Origin of the sequence: Methylosinus sp. Sm6, from assembly GCF_019802345.1 — a bacterium.
Classification (GTDB): Bacteria; Pseudomonadota; Alphaproteobacteria; order Rhizobiales; family Beijerinckiaceae; genus Methylosinus.
On record NZ_JAINDZ010000037.1, the window covers coordinates 27,085 to 44,993 of the forward strand.

The 17,909-nt window shown below is 67.0% G+C and carries 17 protein-coding genes; 11 read left to right on the forward strand and 6 right to left on the reverse strand.

What is annotated here, in order from left to right; translation table 11 throughout:
- Positions 1-106 precede the first annotated feature (106 nt).
- Entirely contained in the window at positions 107-1,480 is a 1,374-nt protein-coding gene (locus K3F48_RS19475; protein WP_222577107.1) for a glutamate--cysteine ligase, read from the reverse strand.
- A 337-nt stretch (positions 1,481-1,817) separates the two neighbouring features.
- Here K3F48_RS19475 and K3F48_RS19480 point away from each other — a divergent pair, with 337 nt between their 5' ends.
- Positions 1,818-1,985 (forward strand): Flp family type IVb pilin, encoded by a 168-nt coding sequence (locus K3F48_RS19480; RefSeq protein WP_222577108.1) that lies wholly within the window; start codon positions 1,818-1,820, stop codon positions 1,983-1,985.
- 7 nt (positions 1,986-1,992) lie between these two features.
- Here the strand turns inward: K3F48_RS19480 and K3F48_RS19485 are convergent, their stop codons facing one another.
- The gene (locus tag K3F48_RS19485) at positions 1,993-2,700 is read right to left on the reverse strand and encodes a DUF937 domain-containing protein (protein WP_222577109.1); all 708 of its coding nucleotides are present in this window, start codon (positions 2,698-2,700) and stop codon (positions 1,993-1,995) included.
- Positions 2,701-3,060: 360 nt separating this feature from the next.
- On the opposite strand from K3F48_RS19485, the gene K3F48_RS19490 reads away from it, so the two are divergent.
- Entirely contained in the window at positions 3,061-5,427 is a 2,367-nt protein-coding gene (locus K3F48_RS19490) for a TonB-dependent receptor (RefSeq protein ID WP_370631456.1), read from the forward strand.
- 217 nt (positions 5,428-5,644) lie between these two features.
- Here the strand turns inward: K3F48_RS19490 and K3F48_RS19495 are convergent, their stop codons facing one another.
- Genes K3F48_RS19495 through K3F48_RS19505 form a run of 3 tightly spaced genes read right to left on the reverse strand, consistent with a single transcriptional unit; the run spans position 5,645 to position 6,972 of the window.
- Positions 5,645-5,989 carry a DUF4087 domain-containing protein gene (locus K3F48_RS19495; RefSeq protein ID WP_222577125.1) on the reverse strand — a complete coding sequence of 115 codons (345 nt, stop codon included), beginning with the start codon at positions 5,987-5,989 and terminating at the stop codon, positions 5,645-5,647.
- A 23-nt stretch (positions 5,990-6,012) separates the two neighbouring features.
- Positions 6,013-6,576 carry a glycoside hydrolase family 19 protein gene (locus K3F48_RS19500; protein ID WP_222577111.1) on the reverse strand — a complete coding sequence of 188 codons (564 nt, stop codon included), beginning with the start codon at positions 6,574-6,576 and terminating at the stop codon, positions 6,013-6,015.
- 24 nt (positions 6,577-6,600) lie between these two features.
- Positions 6,601-6,972, reverse strand: coding sequence for a hypothetical protein (locus K3F48_RS19505; RefSeq protein ID WP_222577112.1), 372 nt, complete (start codon positions 6,970-6,972; stop codon positions 6,601-6,603).
- A 216-nt stretch (positions 6,973-7,188) separates the two neighbouring features.
- Here K3F48_RS19505 and ispH point away from each other — a divergent pair, with 216 nt between their 5' ends.
- The 3 genes from ispH to rnhA are packed head-to-tail and all read left to right on the forward strand — an operon-like array spanning position 7,189 to position 9,647.
- Positions 7,189-8,157 carry a 4-hydroxy-3-methylbut-2-enyl diphosphate reductase gene (ispH, locus tag K3F48_RS19510; RefSeq protein ID WP_222577113.1) on the forward strand — a complete coding sequence of 323 codons (969 nt, stop codon included), beginning with the start codon at positions 7,189-7,191 and terminating at the stop codon, positions 8,155-8,157.
- Positions 8,158-8,208: 51 nt separating this feature from the next.
- Positions 8,209-9,171 (forward strand): homoserine kinase, encoded by a 963-nt coding sequence (thrB, locus tag K3F48_RS19515; RefSeq protein WP_222577114.1) that lies wholly within the window; start codon positions 8,209-8,211, stop codon positions 9,169-9,171.
- Positions 9,168-9,647 (forward strand): ribonuclease HI, encoded by a 480-nt coding sequence (gene rnhA, locus K3F48_RS19520; RefSeq protein ID WP_222577115.1) that lies wholly within the window; start codon positions 9,168-9,170, stop codon positions 9,645-9,647. Before thrB ends, rnhA begins: the two co-directional genes overlap by 4 nt.
- A gap of 81 nt (positions 9,648-9,728) precedes the next feature.
- On the opposite strand, the gene K3F48_RS19525 is transcribed toward rnhA, so the two are convergent.
- Positions 9,729-10,523 carry a protein-disulfide reductase DsbD domain-containing protein gene (locus tag K3F48_RS19525; protein WP_222577116.1) on the reverse strand — a complete coding sequence of 265 codons (795 nt, stop codon included), beginning with the start codon at positions 10,521-10,523 and terminating at the stop codon, positions 9,729-9,731.
- A 90-nt stretch (positions 10,524-10,613) separates the two neighbouring features.
- Between K3F48_RS19525 and K3F48_RS19530 the strand changes: the two genes are divergently transcribed.
- From K3F48_RS19530 to scpB, 6 genes are all read left to right on the forward strand, one after another.
- Positions 10,614-11,315 carry a YqgE/AlgH family protein gene (locus K3F48_RS19530; RefSeq protein ID WP_222577117.1) on the forward strand — a complete coding sequence of 234 codons (702 nt, stop codon included), beginning with the start codon at positions 10,614-10,616 and terminating at the stop codon, positions 11,313-11,315.
- A gap of 407 nt (positions 11,316-11,722) precedes the next feature.
- Positions 11,723-13,501, forward strand: coding sequence for an arginine--tRNA ligase (gene argS / locus K3F48_RS19535; protein WP_222577118.1), 1,779 nt, complete (start codon positions 11,723-11,725; stop codon positions 13,499-13,501).
- Between the two features lie 78 nt (positions 13,502-13,579).
- Positions 13,580-14,917, forward strand: coding sequence for an SPOR domain-containing protein (locus K3F48_RS19540; RefSeq protein WP_222577119.1), 1,338 nt, complete (start codon positions 13,580-13,582; stop codon positions 14,915-14,917).
- A 25-nt stretch (positions 14,918-14,942) separates the two neighbouring features.
- Positions 14,943-15,950, forward strand: coding sequence for a beta-N-acetylhexosaminidase (gene nagZ / locus K3F48_RS19545; RefSeq protein WP_222577120.1), 1,008 nt, complete (start codon positions 14,943-14,945; stop codon positions 15,948-15,950).
- A 40-nt stretch (positions 15,951-15,990) separates the two neighbouring features.
- Positions 15,991-16,815: a ScpA family protein gene (locus tag K3F48_RS19550; RefSeq protein ID WP_222577121.1), complete on the forward strand. Its 825-nt coding sequence runs from the start codon at positions 15,991-15,993 to the stop codon at positions 16,813-16,815.
- Positions 16,816-16,861: 46 nt separating this feature from the next.
- The gene (gene scpB, locus K3F48_RS19555; RefSeq protein WP_222577122.1) at positions 16,862-17,605 is read left to right on the forward strand and encodes an SMC-Scp complex subunit ScpB; all 744 of its coding nucleotides are present in this window, start codon (positions 16,862-16,864) and stop codon (positions 17,603-17,605) included.
- Positions 17,606-17,909: the final 304 nt, after the last annotated feature.

A 17,909-nucleotide genomic window follows, 5' to 3' on the forward strand; every position in this document is an offset into this window, starting at 1 on the left:
CGTTTTACCCTCCCCTTCGGGGGCTCCCTCAGCCCCAAAAGGGGTGAAACGTCCCTTCTCGCCTTCACCCGGTCGCGCTGCAGCCAGGGTCCGGCTCCGTCGTCCCTCACATCACACATTCCTCGAAGGCTGGATCGACCGAGCCGCGCCAGCGGCCGCGGTACGCCTCGAGGCGCTGCTCGGCGAGCGTGCGCCCGGCGTCGGCGATCGCATCGAGCGGCGCGAGATAGACAGTCTCGTCGCGGCCCTGCGCGTCGAGCGCCGCGCGCCGCGCGAGGCCGTCTCGCGCCAGAGCCAGCATGTCGCGCGCGATGTCGCGCGCGTCGCGTCCGCCGATGCGCGCGCGCAGCGCGAGACGCGGAACATCCGCGCGCAGGGCCTCACGCTGCTCGGCGCTCCAGCCCTTGATCAGCTCGAGCGCGCCGTCGAGCGCCGTCCGATCGTAGAAAAGGCCGACGAACAGCGCCGGCAGCGCGGCGATATGGGAGCGCGGCCCGGAGTCCGCCCCGCGCATCTCCAGATAGCGCTTCAGCCGCGCCTCGGGAAAGATCGCGCCGAGATGATTGGTCCAGTCGGCCATGGTGGCGCGCTCCCCCGGCAGGGCGGCGAGCCTGCCCTCGAGCAGGTCGCGAAAGCTCTCGCCGGCGACGTCGTGATAGACGTCCCCGCGCTTGACGAAATACAGCGGCACGTCGAGCGCATAGTCGACATAGCGCTCGAAGCCCATTCCCGGCTCGAAGGCGAAGGGCAGCATGCCCGTGCGCGCGCCGTCGGTGTCGCGCCAAATCTCCGAGCGCTGCGACAGCAGCCCTGTCGGCTCCCCGTCGATGAAAGGGGAGTTGGCGAACAATGCCGTGACGATCGGCTGCAGCGCCAGCCCGACGCGCAGCTTCTCCACCATGTCCGTCTCGGAGACGAAATCCAGATTGACCTGCACGGTGGCGGTGCGGAACATCATGTCGAGGCCGAGCGAGCCGACTTTCGGCATATAGCCGGCCATGATCCGATACCGCTGCTTCGGCATCGCCGGCGTCTCCTCGCGCCGCCATTTCGGGCTCGCGCCGAGATCGAGAAAGGCGATGCCGAGCCGCTGCGCCACCGGCTCCAGCGCGGCGAAATGGGCGTCGGTCTCCGCCTCGGTCGCATGGACGGTGGGAAGCGGAGCGCCCGATAATTCGAACTGGCCGCCCGGCTCCAGCGAGACGGCCCCTCCCCCATGCTCGTCGAAGAGCCCGATCAGCGCGTCCCGGTCCATGATCGGCGCCCAGCCGAGGGCGGAGCCGAGCCCCTCAAGCAGCGCGCGGACGCCGCCGCCCGGCGGATCATAAGGGACCGGCGCGCGCCGGCCGACGAAGAAGGGAATCTTTTCGTGCTCCGTGCCGACGGCGAGGGCGTCCGGGCTCTTGATGCCGGCCTCCAGCCATTCCACGAGCGCGTCTCGCGACGTGACCGGCGTCGAATCGTTTACGTCACGAGCCATCGGCAACTTTCGTAGCGGGACCGGCCGCAAGCGCGTCGCAGTCCTTAAGATTATCTAGTCGCGCCTTCCGCGCGGGGGGACGGAAGGGTGGCGTGAACAAAGCCGCCTCCGGCGAGGGCCGCCGAAGCAAACTGCGTTCCGGCGGCTGAATTGGCCGAAAAGCCGCCCGCGCGCAAGAGCGCGCGGAAAAACTCCGTTCTTCGAAGCTGTTAACGCTTTCGACAGCCCCGCAGGCTTATGGTGCAGTCGACGGCCTTCCGATGGTTCGCCCGATCCGGAAAGGCTTCGTTCGCCATGCTGGTCCGAGGCGACCGCGCCGCGACGAGAGGATCAGAGCATGCCGGAACCGCTCCGCAGATTTCTCGCCGACCGCAGCGGGGCGACCGCGATCGAATATGCGACCATCGGCGCGTTTGTATCGATCCTCATCTACTCCGCGACGAAATTCATCGGAACGAAGCTGTCCTCGACCTATCTCATGCCCGTGGTGGGCAATCTGACCTGACCGAAACTCAGCTGCGCGGGGGAGCCGAGACCCTGCCGAGCAGCGCATCGAGCTCTGCCTCCTGGTCCGTCGCGACAGGCGCGCTGGTCGCGAAGATCTGTCGTATTTGAGCCGCGACCTCCTCCGGAGCCGGCGCGGGAGACGGCTCCTCGGGCTGCGCGGCGACCGGCGCCGGGCGCTTGCCGAACAGAGAGGCGAGAAATCCGGTCAGGCCGCCCACCGGCGCGGGGCGCGGGGCGACGGGCGCAGACGCGGCGGACGCCCCCGCCTGCAAGAGCGCCTCGTCGAGGCCGCGCTGGGACAAGGTCGACGAAATCCCTCCGGCGACGAGCGCGACGAGCGCGGACAGGAGGCGCTGCAACACGTCGGCGCGCAGGCCGCTCGCGCGCGCGGCGAGCTGCGCGACCTCCCCGGCCGCGGCCGGGGAGCCGAACAACTGCGCGACCATTGCGTCGCCCGCCTCGACGCTCGCGTCGGACTGCGCGCTCTCGGCGCTTTCGAAAGCCGCTTTGTAGCGCGGGTCGCCCATCGCGGCGATGAGCGGACGCAGCGTCTCGGGCGTCTCGGCCGCTCTCGTCAGAGCGGCGGAAAGCGCCGGCGTCAAAGCCAGCACCGCCGCCTCGGTCTGCCAGGAGGCGAGGCCGATCCGCTCGGAAAGATTGTCGATGAGCCGGCCGCCCTGAGCGGATTTCACGATATCGTCGATATTCGACATATGCCCTCCCGTCCCCTCGTGAGGCCGCGAGACCTGGGCGCGGCCGGTCATCGTCTCCAATGCACCTTCTTAACCGTTTTTGCGAATTCCGGCGAGGGAGGAGGAGGCGTTCCGCAGGGCGATCGAGCGCCCTCGGGCGGGAGGCGCGCGGCAAATGATCGCCAAGGCTCGAAATTCGCTTGCGCTCACGCTTAAATCATACTTTTATAGTATGTAAATGTATTTATTGGAGTGAGGGCGATGGTCGGGGTCGAGCGTTCGAAGAGTTTTTTCCGTTCTGGCGTATTTTGGAGCGTGGTCGCGTCGCTGTCGGTTCATGGCGCAGCACGCGCCCAAGACGCCGCTGCACAGGACGCCGCCGTGCAGGATGTCGTCGTCACGAGCAGTGACAAGAACAAGCCGGGAGAATTGTCGAAACGAAAGGCTCAGGTGCAGAAAATCCCGCGTCCCATCGTCGTCGTCGATCCGAAGACGGCGCAGCGCGAGCAATTGTACCGCCTCGAGGACTTCGCCCAGAAAATCCCGAACTACAATCCCGGCTCGGGCAATCCGCGCACCGCGCGTCCCGCCATTCGTGGCGTCAGCGCCGGCGCGGGGACCGGCGACGGCTCCGAATTCGACACGGGATTCATGATCGACAATGTGTTTTGGAAGCATGTCGGCTTTCAATGGGCGAATTTCATCGACATCGACTCGGCGGAGATCGCCCTTGGACCGCAGGGAACAGCCGGCGGCAAGAATACGACGGTCGGCAGCTTCATCGTCCGCACGCAACTGCCGTCCTTCGAGCGCAAGACGACCTTCGAAACACAGTTCGGCAGCTATTCGCATGTCCTCCAGCAGGTGAACACCACCGGGCCGATCATCGACGACAAGCTGGCCTACCGCGTCGCCGCCTACATCGATCGGGGCGACGGCTGGATCACCGATCAGGTTTCCGGAGCGACTTATCTGAACAATAATCGATGGGGCGCACGCGGCCAGCTGCTCTATGTCGGCGAGGATTTCACCGACCGCCTCATCTTCAATATTTCGCAGTCCCACGAATACAATAATAATGCGAGCGGCCCCTACGCCGACACGTTCCTGACCTACTGGAACGGAACGCGCCCCGCCCGCACCTATGCGCAGAATCTCGCCTCGCGGCTCGGCCGGCCGTTGCGCACTCTCGATCCTTTCAGCCCCGCCAACACCGACCAGGGCACGCTCGACCAGAGCCTGCACACCGTGTCGAACGAGCTGAACGTCAATATTGGCGAAAACGTCTTGACCTCGATCAGCGCCTACGGCCACTTCCGGCTGCTGCCGCGCAATTCGCGCGGCAATAATCTGACCGAGATCAGCAAAGGCGCGACCGATACTTATGTCGATCAGTTCTCGCAGGAGGTCCGGCTGACCTCGCCACGCGACCAGCCGCTCGAATGGCAGGTCGGGCTGTTCGGCTTCTATGATTACGTCTGGAATCGCGCCAACACCATCTTCGGCGCCGACGCCGCCGCCTGGTTCAGCAACTCTCATCTGCTGCGCGACATGGCCAGCAATCGCGACGGCAACGCGCGCGACATCCAGGTCGCGGCCTATGGCAATGGAACCTTTCATTTCGACGATCAGCTGAGCGTGACGCTCGGACTGCGCGACAGCTGGGAAGTGCGGTCCGGCTCCAATTTCAGCTGGTTCACCTTCGTCCCCGGCAATGGAACCTTCGAGGAGCAGCAGGCGGCGATCGTCGCGGGCGGAGGGCAACGAGCCTACGACACCGGCGGACAGAAGTCGACGCTCAACGCGCTCACGGGCATCTTCAATCCGCAATACAAGGTCACCGAAAATGTGACGGTCTACGGCTTGGTCGGCCGCGGCGAGAAGGCCGGCGCGGTCAACACGGGCGCCCAGGCGATCTATGTCGACGGCGTGTTCCAGAAGTTCCAGCCGGTGGTCACCAAGCCGGAAGTATCCTGGGATTACGAGGCCGGGATCAAGACCGTCTGGGACGAGGGTAGGCTCGTCCTCAACGGCAACTTCTATTGGAACGACATCTATAATTTCCAGACGAACTTCGTCGACGCCTCGATCCTCGACGGCAATGGCGTGCCGACCCGCCAGACCTATCTCGGCGTCGCCCCACATGCGCGCCTGCGCGGCTTCGAGTTCGACGGGCGCTGGAACGCTTTCGAGGGCTTCTGGCTCAATTATTCCGGCGCCGTCATCGAGGCGCGCTGGATCGACTTCGACGACGCGCCACTCGATCCGTCCTGGACCTGGAGCACGATCGCGACGACGGGCCCCTACGCCGGCCTCAGGGCGCCGACGAAGGTCAGCCGCAGCAACACGCGCTTCAACGCCGTGCCGACGTTCCAGTTCAACATCGGCGCCAATTACGAGACCAGGCTCGGCCGTCTCTTCGAGGGCGAGGGAGAGTGGTGGAGCAAGCCGCTCGTCGGCTTCGCCTATGTGAATGTGGCCTGGCAGAACAAGACGCTGGTGACCAATCCGGACGCGGTCGTCACCTATTGGCAGCCCGCCTACGCCATCACTAATCTCGGATTGGGAATCAAGACCGAGGACGAGAGCGTCAGCCTCAACGCCTGGGTGAAAAATCTGACCAATCAGATTCCGATCGTGAACACGGGGGCGACAGCGATCGACGCCGGCACGGCGACGGCGCCGGCGACCGTCAATTTCTACCGCTTCCCTCGAACGATCGGAGGAACGTTGAGATTCACGCTCTGAAAGCGGAAGGCGGATGCGCGAGCGGAACAGCGCGCGGCCGCCGGCTCCACAGTCCGGTCACCGCCGGGGCGATAATTCTCGATGGCTGGGCCGGATGCTCTGATTGTCGTCGCTCTCGCCAGGATGCACTATGCCTGCGTCGCCTTCACCGAGCGGACAGCGCAGGCAAACGACAAAAATCCTGACATATCGAAGCGCACCTCGGACGCGTCGCTATTCAAGGCTTCGAGAGAGCCCGATTGCTCCGGCAGACTCGGAGAGGCATCTGCTTAAAGGCGGTGATGCGAACGACTTTGCCGGCGGAGACGTCGAACTCGCCTCCGATGCAGGCGCACGCATAGCCGTAATTCCGATTTGTGCCGACGAAGCGCTTTCGTGAAATGTCGGCGACGTGTTCGAATCCGGGTGGTTCTGGTCCGCCCTGAGTCATGATCGTCCATGTGGCTTCAGTGTCCGTCAACCACCAATTGGCCGGCGTTGGATTATGGAGCCAACCGCAACGCGTCTCCGCCGAGGCGTAACCGCAACCCAGACCGAGGAGAAACAATGCCGCGATTGGCATGACCGTTCGCGCCACGTCCCCTCCTATTTCATATAGCTGATGGCCGCGTAGAATGCTTGCGCATAATCGGCGATCGTCTCGGCCCGATCCGTGCCATTGACGATACGGCGCGCATTCGTCCAGTCTTCGACATCATCATTAAAATAGTCATTCAAGCTCTTTCCGGTAAAAATTCCTTTTATCATGCCTATGAATAATATTTTTGATGCGTTATCGAGTTCCAACGCCAAATCTGGATTATGCACCAAATCGACCGATATGAGATCGCCTATCCTCTGGTAGTTCGCCTTGAATGTCAGCTGCACGAATCCACGGCCATAATAGACCTTGCCGGTCTCAGGATCGGGCGCGCCATAGCGGCGCCCCCTGCCTTTTCCGTATTCCCTGATCGGCTGCATCGTACGATCGACTTCATGATAAGCTGTGCCGAGAATATAGGCCAGCCATCGATCGTCTTCGGCCGCATAACTGTCCTCCCACACGTCGAGCAACGTGTCGAGACCATCCACCTGGCTCTGACTGAACGAGCCGTTGAACAGCGCCTTGCGCGTATAGTCGAAGAAGAACTTGCGATTTATTTGCGACATGGCCTTCGACCTCCAAATAACCGCTCAATGCTTCTCGCAAATCATCGGATTGATAAACGCCCGCGAGACCATAGCAGCGGCGTAATTTTCGAGATTTATGACGATGGCGCCGCTTCCCGTATTGCTCTTCAGCTGATCGCTGCGTGCGACCACGAATCCTTTGCTCACATCGAGCCGATCCGCCGTTCCTTCGAGACACATCGAATACATGCAGACAGACCTGGCGCCGCTCTTGGTGTCGATACTGACGCTCGACGGCGTGAATCCGTCCGATTTTTCGCATTTTCCTTTACTGCACGCAACTTCCACATCTTGATTCGTGCAGACAAATTCTTCGGCTGACGCATTCCGCGTCAAAACAACGAATAGCATCGCGGCAATGCCGGCAAAACGCATGAAACACCTCTTCCGCTTATACTGAATCATAGCACGGGTCGCCGCCGATGCAACCAGCGATACCGGCTGATATCGCCATTCGCGTCGAAAATGTCGTTGCTTCGCCGCTTCTGCGATCGTCGGCCGGTTTGCTTGCACTTGACGCCTATCCTCGCGCGGGACATTAGAACCCAGCGGCGCAAACGACCCGCAGTCTCCGAGGAGAGGCGTGAAGCCATGACGTTCGAGCCCCGCCCGCCCAAGCCGCCGCTGAAGATCCTGCTGTGCTCGCCGCGCGGCTTCTGCGCCGGGGTCGTGCGCGCCATCGACGCCGTCGAGCGCGCCATCGCCAAATTCGGGCCGCCGGTCTATGTGCGCCACGAAATCGTGCACAATCGCTATGTCGTCGAGGCGCTGAAGGCCAAGGGCGCCATTTTCGTCGAGGAGCTGGAGGAAGTGCCGGACACGCAGGCGCCGGTCATCTTCTCCGCCCATGGCGTCGCCAAATCCGTCTCCGCGCAGGCCGAGGAGCGCAGCCTGCTCGCCATCGACGCGACCTGCCCGCTCGTCACCAAAGTGCATCGCGAGGCGGAAATTCACTGGAAGCGGGGCCGCACGGTCCTCCTCGTCGGCCACGCCGGCCATCCGGAAGTGGTCGGCACGATGGGCCAGCTGCCGCCGGGCGCCGTGGTGCTGGTCGAATCGGTCGGCGCGATCGCCGATCTCGCCTTCGGCGACGAGAGCAATCTCGCCTATGTCACGCAGACGACGCTGTCGATCGACGATTCCCAGGAGATCGTCGCGGCGCTGACCCGCCGCTTTCCGCAGATCGTCGGGCCGCACAAGGAGGATATCTGCTACGCCACCACCAACCGCCAGGCGGCGGTCAAGCAGGTGGCGCCGCAGGTCGACGCCGTCATCGTCGTCGGCTCGCCCAATTCCTCCAATTCCCAGCGCCTGCGCGAGGTCGCCGAGCGCGCCGGCGCCCCCGCCCGGCTGCTGCAGGGCCGCGCCGAGATCGATTGGGACCTGTTCGGCTCCATCGCCACGCTCGGCATCACCGCCGGCGCCTCCGCGCCGGAGGTCTTGGTCGAGGAGATCATGGACGCTTTCGCCGAGCGCTACGAGATCACGGTCGAGACCGTCTCGGCGGCCGATGAGGACGTCTCCTTCCCGCTGCCCAAGGAGCTGCGCGCGCACGCTTGACGCGCGCGCCGCCCGATCCGCCGTCGCCCAACTCCCGGAAACGCGAAGACCATGGCCGTCTACACGGATGTCGACGACGAGGAGCTGATCGGCTACCTGCGCGCCTATGATCTCGGCGCCCTGCTGTCCTGCAAGGGCATCGCGGAGGGAGTCGAGAACTCGAACTTCTATCTCCATGTCAGCGCCGGCAGCTTCATCCTCACGCTCTATGAGAAGCGCGTCGCCGAGGCCGATCTGCCCTTCTTCCTCGGCCTGATGGAGCATCTTTCCGCGCGAGGAGTGACTTGCCCGCAGCCGGTGCGCGATCGCGCCGGCGCGGCGCTCGGCCGGCTCGCGGGACGGCCCGCCGTCATCGTCACCTTTCTCGACGGCTATTCCATCCATCATCCCGAGGCGGTCCATTGCGCGCGGCTCGGAGCGGCGCTGGCGCGGCTGCATCTCGCCGGCGCCGATTTTCCGATGCGCCGCGCCAATGCGCTCTCGGTCGCGGGATGGCGGCCGCTCTATGCGCCCTGCGCCGCGCGCGCCGGCGAGGTGGCGGCCGACTTCGGCGCGCTCATCGCCGCCGAGCTCGCGCTGCTGGAGCGCGACTGGCCGCGCGGCCTGCCCGAAGGCGTCATCCACGCCGATCTCTTTCCCGACAATGTGTTCTTCCTCGGAGACCAGATTTCCGGCCTCATCGATTTTTATTTCGCCTGCACCGACGCACTCGCCTATGATCTCGCGATCTGCCTCAACGCTTGGTGCTTCGACGCCGCGGGGAATTACGACGCGCAGAAGGGCGCGGCCATGCTGGACGCCTATCGGCGGCTGCGCCCGCTGAGCGCGGCGGAGATCGACGCCTTTCCCCTGCTCGCCCGCGGCGCCGCGATGCGCTTCCTGCTGACGCGCTTCGTCGATTCGCTCGACGTGCCGGCGGGCGCCTTGGTGCGGCCCAAGGACCCGCGCGAATATCTCGCCCGGCTGCGCTTCCACCGCACGATCCGCGCCGCGCGCGACTACGGCCTCGCATGAGCGGGCGGGTCGCGATCTGGACCGACGGCGCCTGCTCGGGCAATCCGGGTCCCGGCGGCTGGGGCGCGATCCTGCGCTTCGGCGACCGCGAGAAGGAAATCTGCGGCGGCGAGGCGGCGACGACCAATAATCGCATGGAGCTGACCGCGGCGATCATGGCGCTCGAGGCCTTGACGCGCCCCTGCCCGGTCGACCTCTACACCGACTCGCAATATGTGCGCGACGGCGTCTCCTCCTGGATTCACGGCTGGAAGGCGCGCGGCTGGAAGACGGCGGACCGCAAGCCGGTCAAGAACGCCGAGCTCTGGCGGCGCCTCGACGCGGCGCAGGAACGCCATGACGTCGCCTGGCACTGGGTCCGCGGCCATGCCGGCGACGAGATGAACGAGCGCGCCGATGCGCTGGCGCGCAAGGGCATGGCGCCGTTCCAGCGAAATCGCCGGGCCGCCGCGCCCGACCCCTTGCCGGGCGCCTAGCGGGCCCCCATTTCGATTGGCGTAGAACTCTTCTTCTCTACTCCGGCGCGGCCGCGGCGGCCGCTCCGGTCTTATCTCCTCTTATTCCAGACGCAGCGGCAGCTCGAGGCCGCCCTCGCCCGTCCGAATCGTCGCGCGGGCGCCGATCACGCGTCCCCGCTCGCCAGCCGCGAGCTTCAGCGAGAAGCCGCCGGAGTCGTCGCGGGCGGCGTCGATGATGTAGGGCTCCGGCGCCTCGATGAAGACGTCTTCCGCCTTGCCCTTGCCGGTGTAACGCAGCGTCCAGCCGTCGCCCGCCCTGGTCAGCGAGACGAGGGCGCGCGCCTCGGCGTCCCCGATCCGCTTCGGCGCCAGCGCCTCGGCGGCGGCGAGCCGCTCGGCGTAAGGCGAGGCGCCGCTCGTCGGCAGGGTCAGCGACAGCTTCGCCTTGGCGGGAAGGCACATGTCGCCGCAGGCGGCGTAATCGAGCGCGAGCTTCAGCACCACCGGCTCGCCCACGACCTTCGGCGTGACGCGCAGCGGAAAGACGACGCTCTCGTCATAGCCGGCGACGACGAGGCCCGCCTCGTCGAGATGCTTGGGAACGGGAAAGAGCGGCTCGGCCGAGGCCAGATTTTCCGACCCGGAAAAATCGAACACCGGCGGCGCGCCGGAATCGCCCGGCTGGCGCCAATAGGTGATCGTCTTCGGGTCGAGCGCGATCTCGACGCCGGCGCGATAGAGGCCGCCGTTCGGACCCGGCGCGGCGATGAGGCGCGCGGTCGAGCGCGTCGCCCGCGCCGGCTCCGAGGCGAAAGGCTCCGCCCGGGCGGCGCCGAGAAGGGGCAGCGCGAGCAGCGCGCAGGCCGCGAGCGCGACGAATCGTCTTTTGTTCATGCGAGGATGTCCGTAGAGCGCCCCTGCGCCGCTTTTTCGCGCGTCGAACGCCGCTTGTGAAGGGGGGACGCGAGGGGTAATATCGATCCTATGAGCCCGATCGGGAAGAAACAAGGCCATAAGGAGCCGGGCTCCCGCAGGAAGCGAGGCGAGCCGACCCTCGGCGCGTCCGACGCTCCCCCGGCGCTGGGAGCGGGGACGAAATCGACCGGCCGCCGCTATCTCGACGGGCAGCTGCTCGTCGCCATGCCCGGCATGACCGACCCGCGCTTCGCCCGCTCCGTCATTTATCTCTGCGCCCATTCCGAGGACGGGGCAATGGGCCTCGTCGTCAATCAGCCGTCGCAGGTCCGCAATTTCCCCGATCTTCTGGTGCAGCTGCAAGTCATCCGGCCGCAGGAGCGCATCACTCTGCCCCAGGGCGCCGAAGACATTCAGGTGCTGCATGGCGGGCCCGTGCACACCGACCGCGGATTCGTGCTCCATTCGGCCGATTTCTTCATCGACAATTCGACCATGCCGATCGACGAGACCGTCTCGCTGACGGCGACGATCGACATTCTGCGCGCCATCGCCCAGGGCGAGGGGCCGCATCGCGCATTGCTCGCGCTGGGCTACGCCGGCTGGGACCCGGGCCAGCTCGAGAATGAGATCCAGCTCAACGGCTGGCTCCACTGCCCCGCCGACCCCGCCATCGTGTTCGACACCGACCTCGAGTCCAAATATGCGCGGGCGATGCGGCTGATGGGCATCGATCTCGGACGCCTGTCCACCGCCGCCGGCCACGGCTGACATTCCCGGGAGCGGGGACGAAGCCCTCTGAAGGCTAAGGGAATCACACATTTCCAGGAGACCGTCATGGCCGGGCTCGTCCCGGCCATCCACGCCGTAACCCCGAGGTTTCTCGCAATTTTAGGCACGGCGTCGACGTTGCGGCCATAGGCTCGACGACTTGGCTTGAAGCGTGAAATCCGCAGATCGAGTCTGTTTTTCCGGCATGTCTCCGCGGCTTGGCGTGGATGGCCGGGACAAGCCCGGCCATGACCGCGGCATGCATAGCAGGGCGGTAGCCCCTGAAGGGGGTAACGTCTCTGCATTCCTTCACTCGCTCGCCCTGGACGCGCCTCCGCCCCCGAAGGTGCGTTCTCGGCCCCGGTCTGCTAAACCGCCCGGCCGAAACCTTCGGCCCGGGACCCGAGATGAACATTTTTTCCGACTTCCACGCGATCATCGCCGCCATTCTCGAATGGATCAAAGCCTCCGGGCGGCTGCCGGAGACGCTCGACGCCTCGCGTTTCGTCGTGGAGCCGCCCAAGGACCCGACGCATGGCGATCTCGCCACCAACGCCGCCATGGTCTTCGCCAAGGAGGCGAAGCCGCACTTCCCCAATCCGCGCCAGCTCGCGGTCGAGATCGCCGCGGCGCTCGCGAACGAGCCGAATGTAGCGGAGGCCGAGGTCGCCGGGCCCGGCTTCATCAACATCCGCCTGAAGCCCTCCGTCTATGCCGATGTGCTGCGCTCCGTGCTCGCCGCTTGCGAAAGCTACGGCCGCCCGCAGGGACGCGGCGCGCTCGCGGGCAGGATCAATGTCGAATATGTCTCGGCCAATCCGACCGGGCCCATGCATGTGGGCCACGGCCGCGGCGCCGTCTTCGGCGACGCCCTCGCCAATCTGCTCGAGTTCGCCGGCGCCGAGGTGACGCGCGAATATTACATCAACGACGCCGGCGCCCAGGTCGACGTGCTCGCCCGCTCGACGTTTCTCCGCTATCGCGAAGCGCTCGGCGAGACGATCGAGATTCCCGAAGGGCTCTATCCCGGCGATTATCTGAAAAGCGCCGGCGAGGCGATCGCGAAGGCGCATGGCCGCGCTCTGCTCGACAAGCCGGAGAGCGACTGGCTGGAGCCGGTCAAGCGCGCCGCCATCGATGCGATGATGGCGATGATCCGCGACGACCTCGCCGCGCTCGACATTCGCCACGAGGTGTTTTTCTCCGAGCGGACGCTGCACGAAAAGGTGAATGGCGTCTCGCAGATCGATAAGGAGATCGACGAATTGCGCGCGCGCGGCCTCGTCTATGAGGGGCGCCTGCCGCCGCCCAAGGGCCAGCTGCCGGACGATTGGGAGGACCGCGAGCAGACCCTGTTCCGCTCGACCGACTTCGGCGACGACATCGACCGGCCGCTGAAGAAGTCGGACGGCTCCAACACATATTTTGCCGCCGACATCGCCTATCACAAATCGAAGATCGACCGCGGCTACACGACCCTGGTCGATGTCTGGGGCGCCGATCACGGCGGCTATGTGAAGCGCATGGCCGCCGCCGTCGCCGCGCTCTCGGCGGGCAAGGTCGAGCTCGACGTGAAGCTGTGCCAGCTCGTGAAGCTGATGCGCAATGGCGAGCCGGTGAAGATGTCGAAGCGCTCCGGCGATTTCGTCACGCTGCGCGAAGTGGTCGACGAAGTGGGCGTCGACGCGGTGCGCTTCATGATGCTCTATCGCAAGAATGACGCGCCGCTGGAGTTCGATCTCGCCAAGGTGATCGAGCAGTCGAAGGATAATCCGGTGTTCTACGTCCAATACGCCCATGCGCGGGCGAAGTCGGCGGTGCGCCAGGCGCTCGCGGCCTTCCCCGACCTCGACGTCACGCCCGCGGCGCTCGCCGGCGCGCCGCTGGATCTGCTCGCCGACGAGGGCGAGGTCGCGCTCGCCAAGGCCATCGCGCATTATCCGCGGCTCGTCGAGCAGGCGGCGGCGGCGCATGAGCCGCATCGCGTCGCCTTCTATCTCCACGACCTCGCGAGCATCTTCCACGCCCATTGGAACAAAGGCAAAGATCGGCCACAATTACGCTTTGTTAATGCAGACGATAGAAATTCGACCTGCGCGCGTATCGCATTGGTCGCTTCACTGGCTTGCGTCCTGGCGTCGGGTTCGCGACTGCTCGGCGTGAGCGCTCCCGACGAAATGCGGTGATCCGTGCGGCCAGGCCGCGGCGAGGTGAGCGGCCGGCGCGTCGACGCCCTTGTCGACCAGTGAGCGGGAAGGTGCAGCATGCGCGAGGCGACGGCCCGAGGGCCTTCCATCGACATCAGCGAGTTCGAACGGCGCCTGCGCGGCTCCGAGCCCAAGCAGCAGAAGCCGGCGGGCGATCCGCTCGCCGAGCTGGCCCGGCTGCTGCACGGCGACGACGCCGAGGCGCCGCACGACCCTTACGGACGCATGTTCGCCCCCGAGAGCGGGCGCGCCGAGCCGCAGCCGCGCTCCGCGCCGCAACCGCCGGCCTTCACGCCTGGCGATCTGCGCGGCACGCTGCCGCCGACCGTCGAGGCCGAGCCCTATTATCACCAGGACGAGCCCGCCGCCGCGCCGACCGACTGGGCGCAGCACGAGGCGCATGATTATCTCGACTATGGCGTCGATCCCGACGAGAGCGCCGAGGGGGAGCCGGAGCGGCCGCAGGGATTCTTCTCCACTCTGCGCTCGCGACTGAAGCCCTGGCATGCGGTCGCCGGCCTGGCGACGCTCGGCGCGGTCAGCGTCGGCATGGTGTTCGGCCATCGCAGCGGCGTGGTCGCGCCGCAGGAGATCGCCACCATTCGCGCGCCGGAGGGACCGGCCAAGGTGCAGCCGAGCGCCGTCGCCGACGCCTCCGCGCCCAAGCCCGGCGCGACCATTCTCGACCGCAGCCAGAGCGCGCCGGTCAAGCAGGTCATCGCCAATCACGAGCGGCCGATCGATCCGGCCGCAGCCGTGCGGGTGGTGCGGCTCGGCGACGGCCCGGTCGACGCGCCGCATGAGCCGGCCCCGGCGCCCTATGGCGGCGCGGAGCCGAAGCGGGTCAAGACCGTTTCGGTGCGTCCGGACGGCACCGTCATCGAGCGCGATGCGCCGACGCCAGCCCTCGCCCGCCCGGCGCCTGCCGCCCCGCCCGCCGCGGCGCGGCAGCCCGCGCCCGGCGCCGCGAAGGCGACGCAATCCCCGGACGGCGGCGCCGCGACGCCCAAGAGCCCGGTCAAGCCGGCGACGACGCCGCGCGCCGCCGCGCCGGCTCAGCCGAAAGTGGAAAAGCCCGCCGCCAAGCCGGCGGCCGAACAGACCGCCTCGGCCGAGGTCCCTGCGCATGATCCGGCCCCGACCGCCGCGACCGGCGCCTTCGCCGTGCAATTCGGCGCCGCCGGCTCGGAAGCGGAGGCGCGCAAGATGATCCAGGACGTCTCGGCCAAATTCGGCGCGCAGCTCGGCGGACGCCGCCCCTCCTTCCAATTCGCCAAGGTCGGCGACAAATCCGTCTATCGCGTGCGGGCGGCCGGCATGAGCCGCGAGGCGGCGGTCGGCGTCTGCCAGAAGGTCAAGGCGTCAGGCGGCAATTGCTTCGTCGCCGGCAATTGACCGCGCGCCGGACAGCGAGGAGCCGATGACCCGCGCCTTCATCTGCGGCTGCGCCGGGACGAGCCTCTCGGCGGAGGAGAAAGCCTTTCTGCGCGAGGCGCGGCCCTTCGGCGCGATCCTGTTCCGGCGCAATGTCGCCTCGCGCGAGCAGCTGCGGGCGCTGACCGGCGAGATCCGCGCGCAGCTCGGCGCCGACGCGCCGATCCTCGTCGATCAGGAGGGCGGCCGGGTGCAGCGGCTCGCCCCGCCGCATTGGCGCGCCTATCCCGCCGCCGCGGCCTTCGCCCGGCTCGGCCGCGACGGCGCGGCGACGGCCCGCCTCATCCGACTGTCGGCCCGGCTCATCGCCCATGACCTCCGCGAGGTCGGCGTCGACGTCGACTGCCTGCCGGTGCTGGACACGCCCTGCGACGGCGCCCATGACGTCATCGGCGACCGCGCCTATGGCCGCGACCCCGCCGAGATCGCGCGGCTCGGACGGGCGGCGGCCGAGGGCCTCCTCGCCGGCGGCGTGCTGCCGGTCATCAAGCATATCCCGGGGCACGGCCGCGCCCGCGCCGACAGCCATCTGGAGCTGCCGGCGGTCGACGCCGCGCGCGCCGAGCTCGAGGGCCAGGATTTCCTCCCCTTTCGCGCCGACGCCGACCTGCCGCTCGCCATGACCGCCCATGTCGTCTATACGGCCATCGACCCGGAGCGGCCCGGCACGCTGTCGCCGACGGTGATCGGCGAGATCATCCGCGGCTGGATCGGCTTCGACGGGCTGCTGATGACCGACGACCTCTCGATGAAGGCGCTCTCGGGCGGCTTCCGCGACCGCGCCGAGGGCGCGATTCGCGCCGGCTGCGACATCGTCCTCCATTGCAACGGCGCGCTGGACGAAGCGCGCGCCGTGGCCGAGGGCGCGGGCGAGCTCGCCGGCCGCGCGCTGGCGAGAGCGCAGGCGGCGCTGGCCCGCCGCGGCGCCCCGGAGGATTTCGATCCTGTGGACGGCGCCCGCGAATTGGACGCGGCGCTTGCGGCGACCGCCTGATCGGACCAATCTCGCCCCTCTTTCGTGGGCGTGAGGGCGAATGGCGCGGGAATTGGCATTCGAGACGGCGGGCTCCGAGGATCGCGCCGAGACCGATCCCGCCTTCCTCGTCGACGTCGACGGATTCGAGGGGCCGCTCGACCTGCTGCTGGAGCTCGCCCGGCGGCAGAAGGTCGATCTCGCCCGCATCTCCATCCTGGCGCTGGCCGAGCAATATCTCGGCTTCATCGAGGCGGCCCGCCGGCTGCGCCTCGAGCTCGCCGCCGATTATCTGGTGATGGCGGCCTGGCTCGCCTATCTCAAATCCCGCCTGCTGCTGCCCGAGCCGCCGAAAACCGGCGACGAGCCCTCCGCCGCCGATCTCGCCGCCGCGCTCGCCAGCCGGCTGCGGCGGCTCGAGGCGATTCGCGCCGCCTCCGACCGGCTGCAGGAGCGCGCCCTCCTCGGCCGCGACATGTTTTTGCGCGGCGGGCCGGAGGGAATCGAGATCGAGACGACGTCGGATTATCAGGCGAGCCTCTATGATCTCCTCACCGCTTATGCGCGCCAGCGCCAGAAGCAGGCCAAATCCAAGGTCACCTTGCGCCAGCGCACGGTCTGGTCGCTCGCCGAGGCGCGCGAGGCGCTGGAGCGATTCGCCGGCCTCGCCACACAATGGACCGCGCTCGACGATTATCTTCTGCGCTATTGCGTCGACGCTCAGACCGCGCGCACGGTCCGCGCCTCCTCCTTCTCGGCCTCGCTGGAAATGGTGCGGGAGGGCCGGTTCGAGATTCGCCAGGATCGCGCTTTCGCGCCGATCTGGCTGAGGCGCCGGAACGAGGAAGCGGACCACGAGCCTTCGGGCTCGCACGAGGACGCCTGAAGCGAAGCGAGCCGCGAGGCTCACGGTCCATAAGCAGGGAGAGGAGATGGCGCAAGCCGCAAGACCCATCGATCTGTTCGATGCGCGCGACGACGCGGCGGCCGCCGGGGCGGAGGCCGCGTTGCGCGAGGCCGCGCGCATCGCCGAGGCGCTGCTGTTCGCCGCGAGCGAGCCGCTGGACGAATCCGAGATCGCGCGCCGCCTTCCGGCCGGAACCGATGCGCAGGCCGTGCTGCAGCGCCTGCGCGAGGATTACGCCCCGCGCGGAGTGCAGCTGACGCGCGCGGGCCGCAAATGGTTCTTCCGCACGGCGGCCGATCTCGGCTGGGTGCTGGCCCGCGCGCAGGTGGAGCAGAAGAAGCTCTCACGCGCGGCGCTGGAGACGCTCGCCATCATCGCCTATCACCAGCCGGTGACGCGCGCCGAGATCGAGGAGATCAGAGGAGTCGCGGTCGCCAAGGGCACGCTGGACGTGCTGCTCGACACCGGCTGGGTGCGTCTGCGCGGCCGGCGCCGCGCGCCGGGCCGGCCGCTCACCTATGGAACAACCGACGCTTTTCTCATGCATTTCGGGCTCGAGCAGATCGGCGACCTGCCGGGGCTCGACGAGCTGAAGGGCGCCGGCCTGTTCGACGGCGCGCTGCCGAAGGGTTTCGGCGTGCCGCAGCCCTCCGACGACGCGACGCTGAAGGAGGACGAAGACCCTCTGGAAGCCGAAGCCGCCGAGGCCCTGGAAATGGAGTTTCTCGACGAGCCGGAGACGCCCGACGACGCGCGAGAGGCCGAGTAATTCCCGGGGAGCCCGCATAAAATCCCCAGGATCGGCTTCGGAGCAGGGCGATCGGGCGATGGGCTGTAGCGGCTCGCGTCGACGAATTCGCCGGGCTTCGACAGCGAGCCTCTCAGGCTCGCCCTTTCATCCTGTCAAATCGGCTGAATCACGCCGGTAGTCCTTCACCCGATCGCCCCGGGCTCCGGAGGCACGGCTTCGAATCCAGGTTAACAAAATTCCGTGCAACCGCGTCATGCCCGCGCTTGTCGCACGGCTGTCCGGTTCAAGATAGGCATAGTATTATCTCGTATTGGCGTGGGTC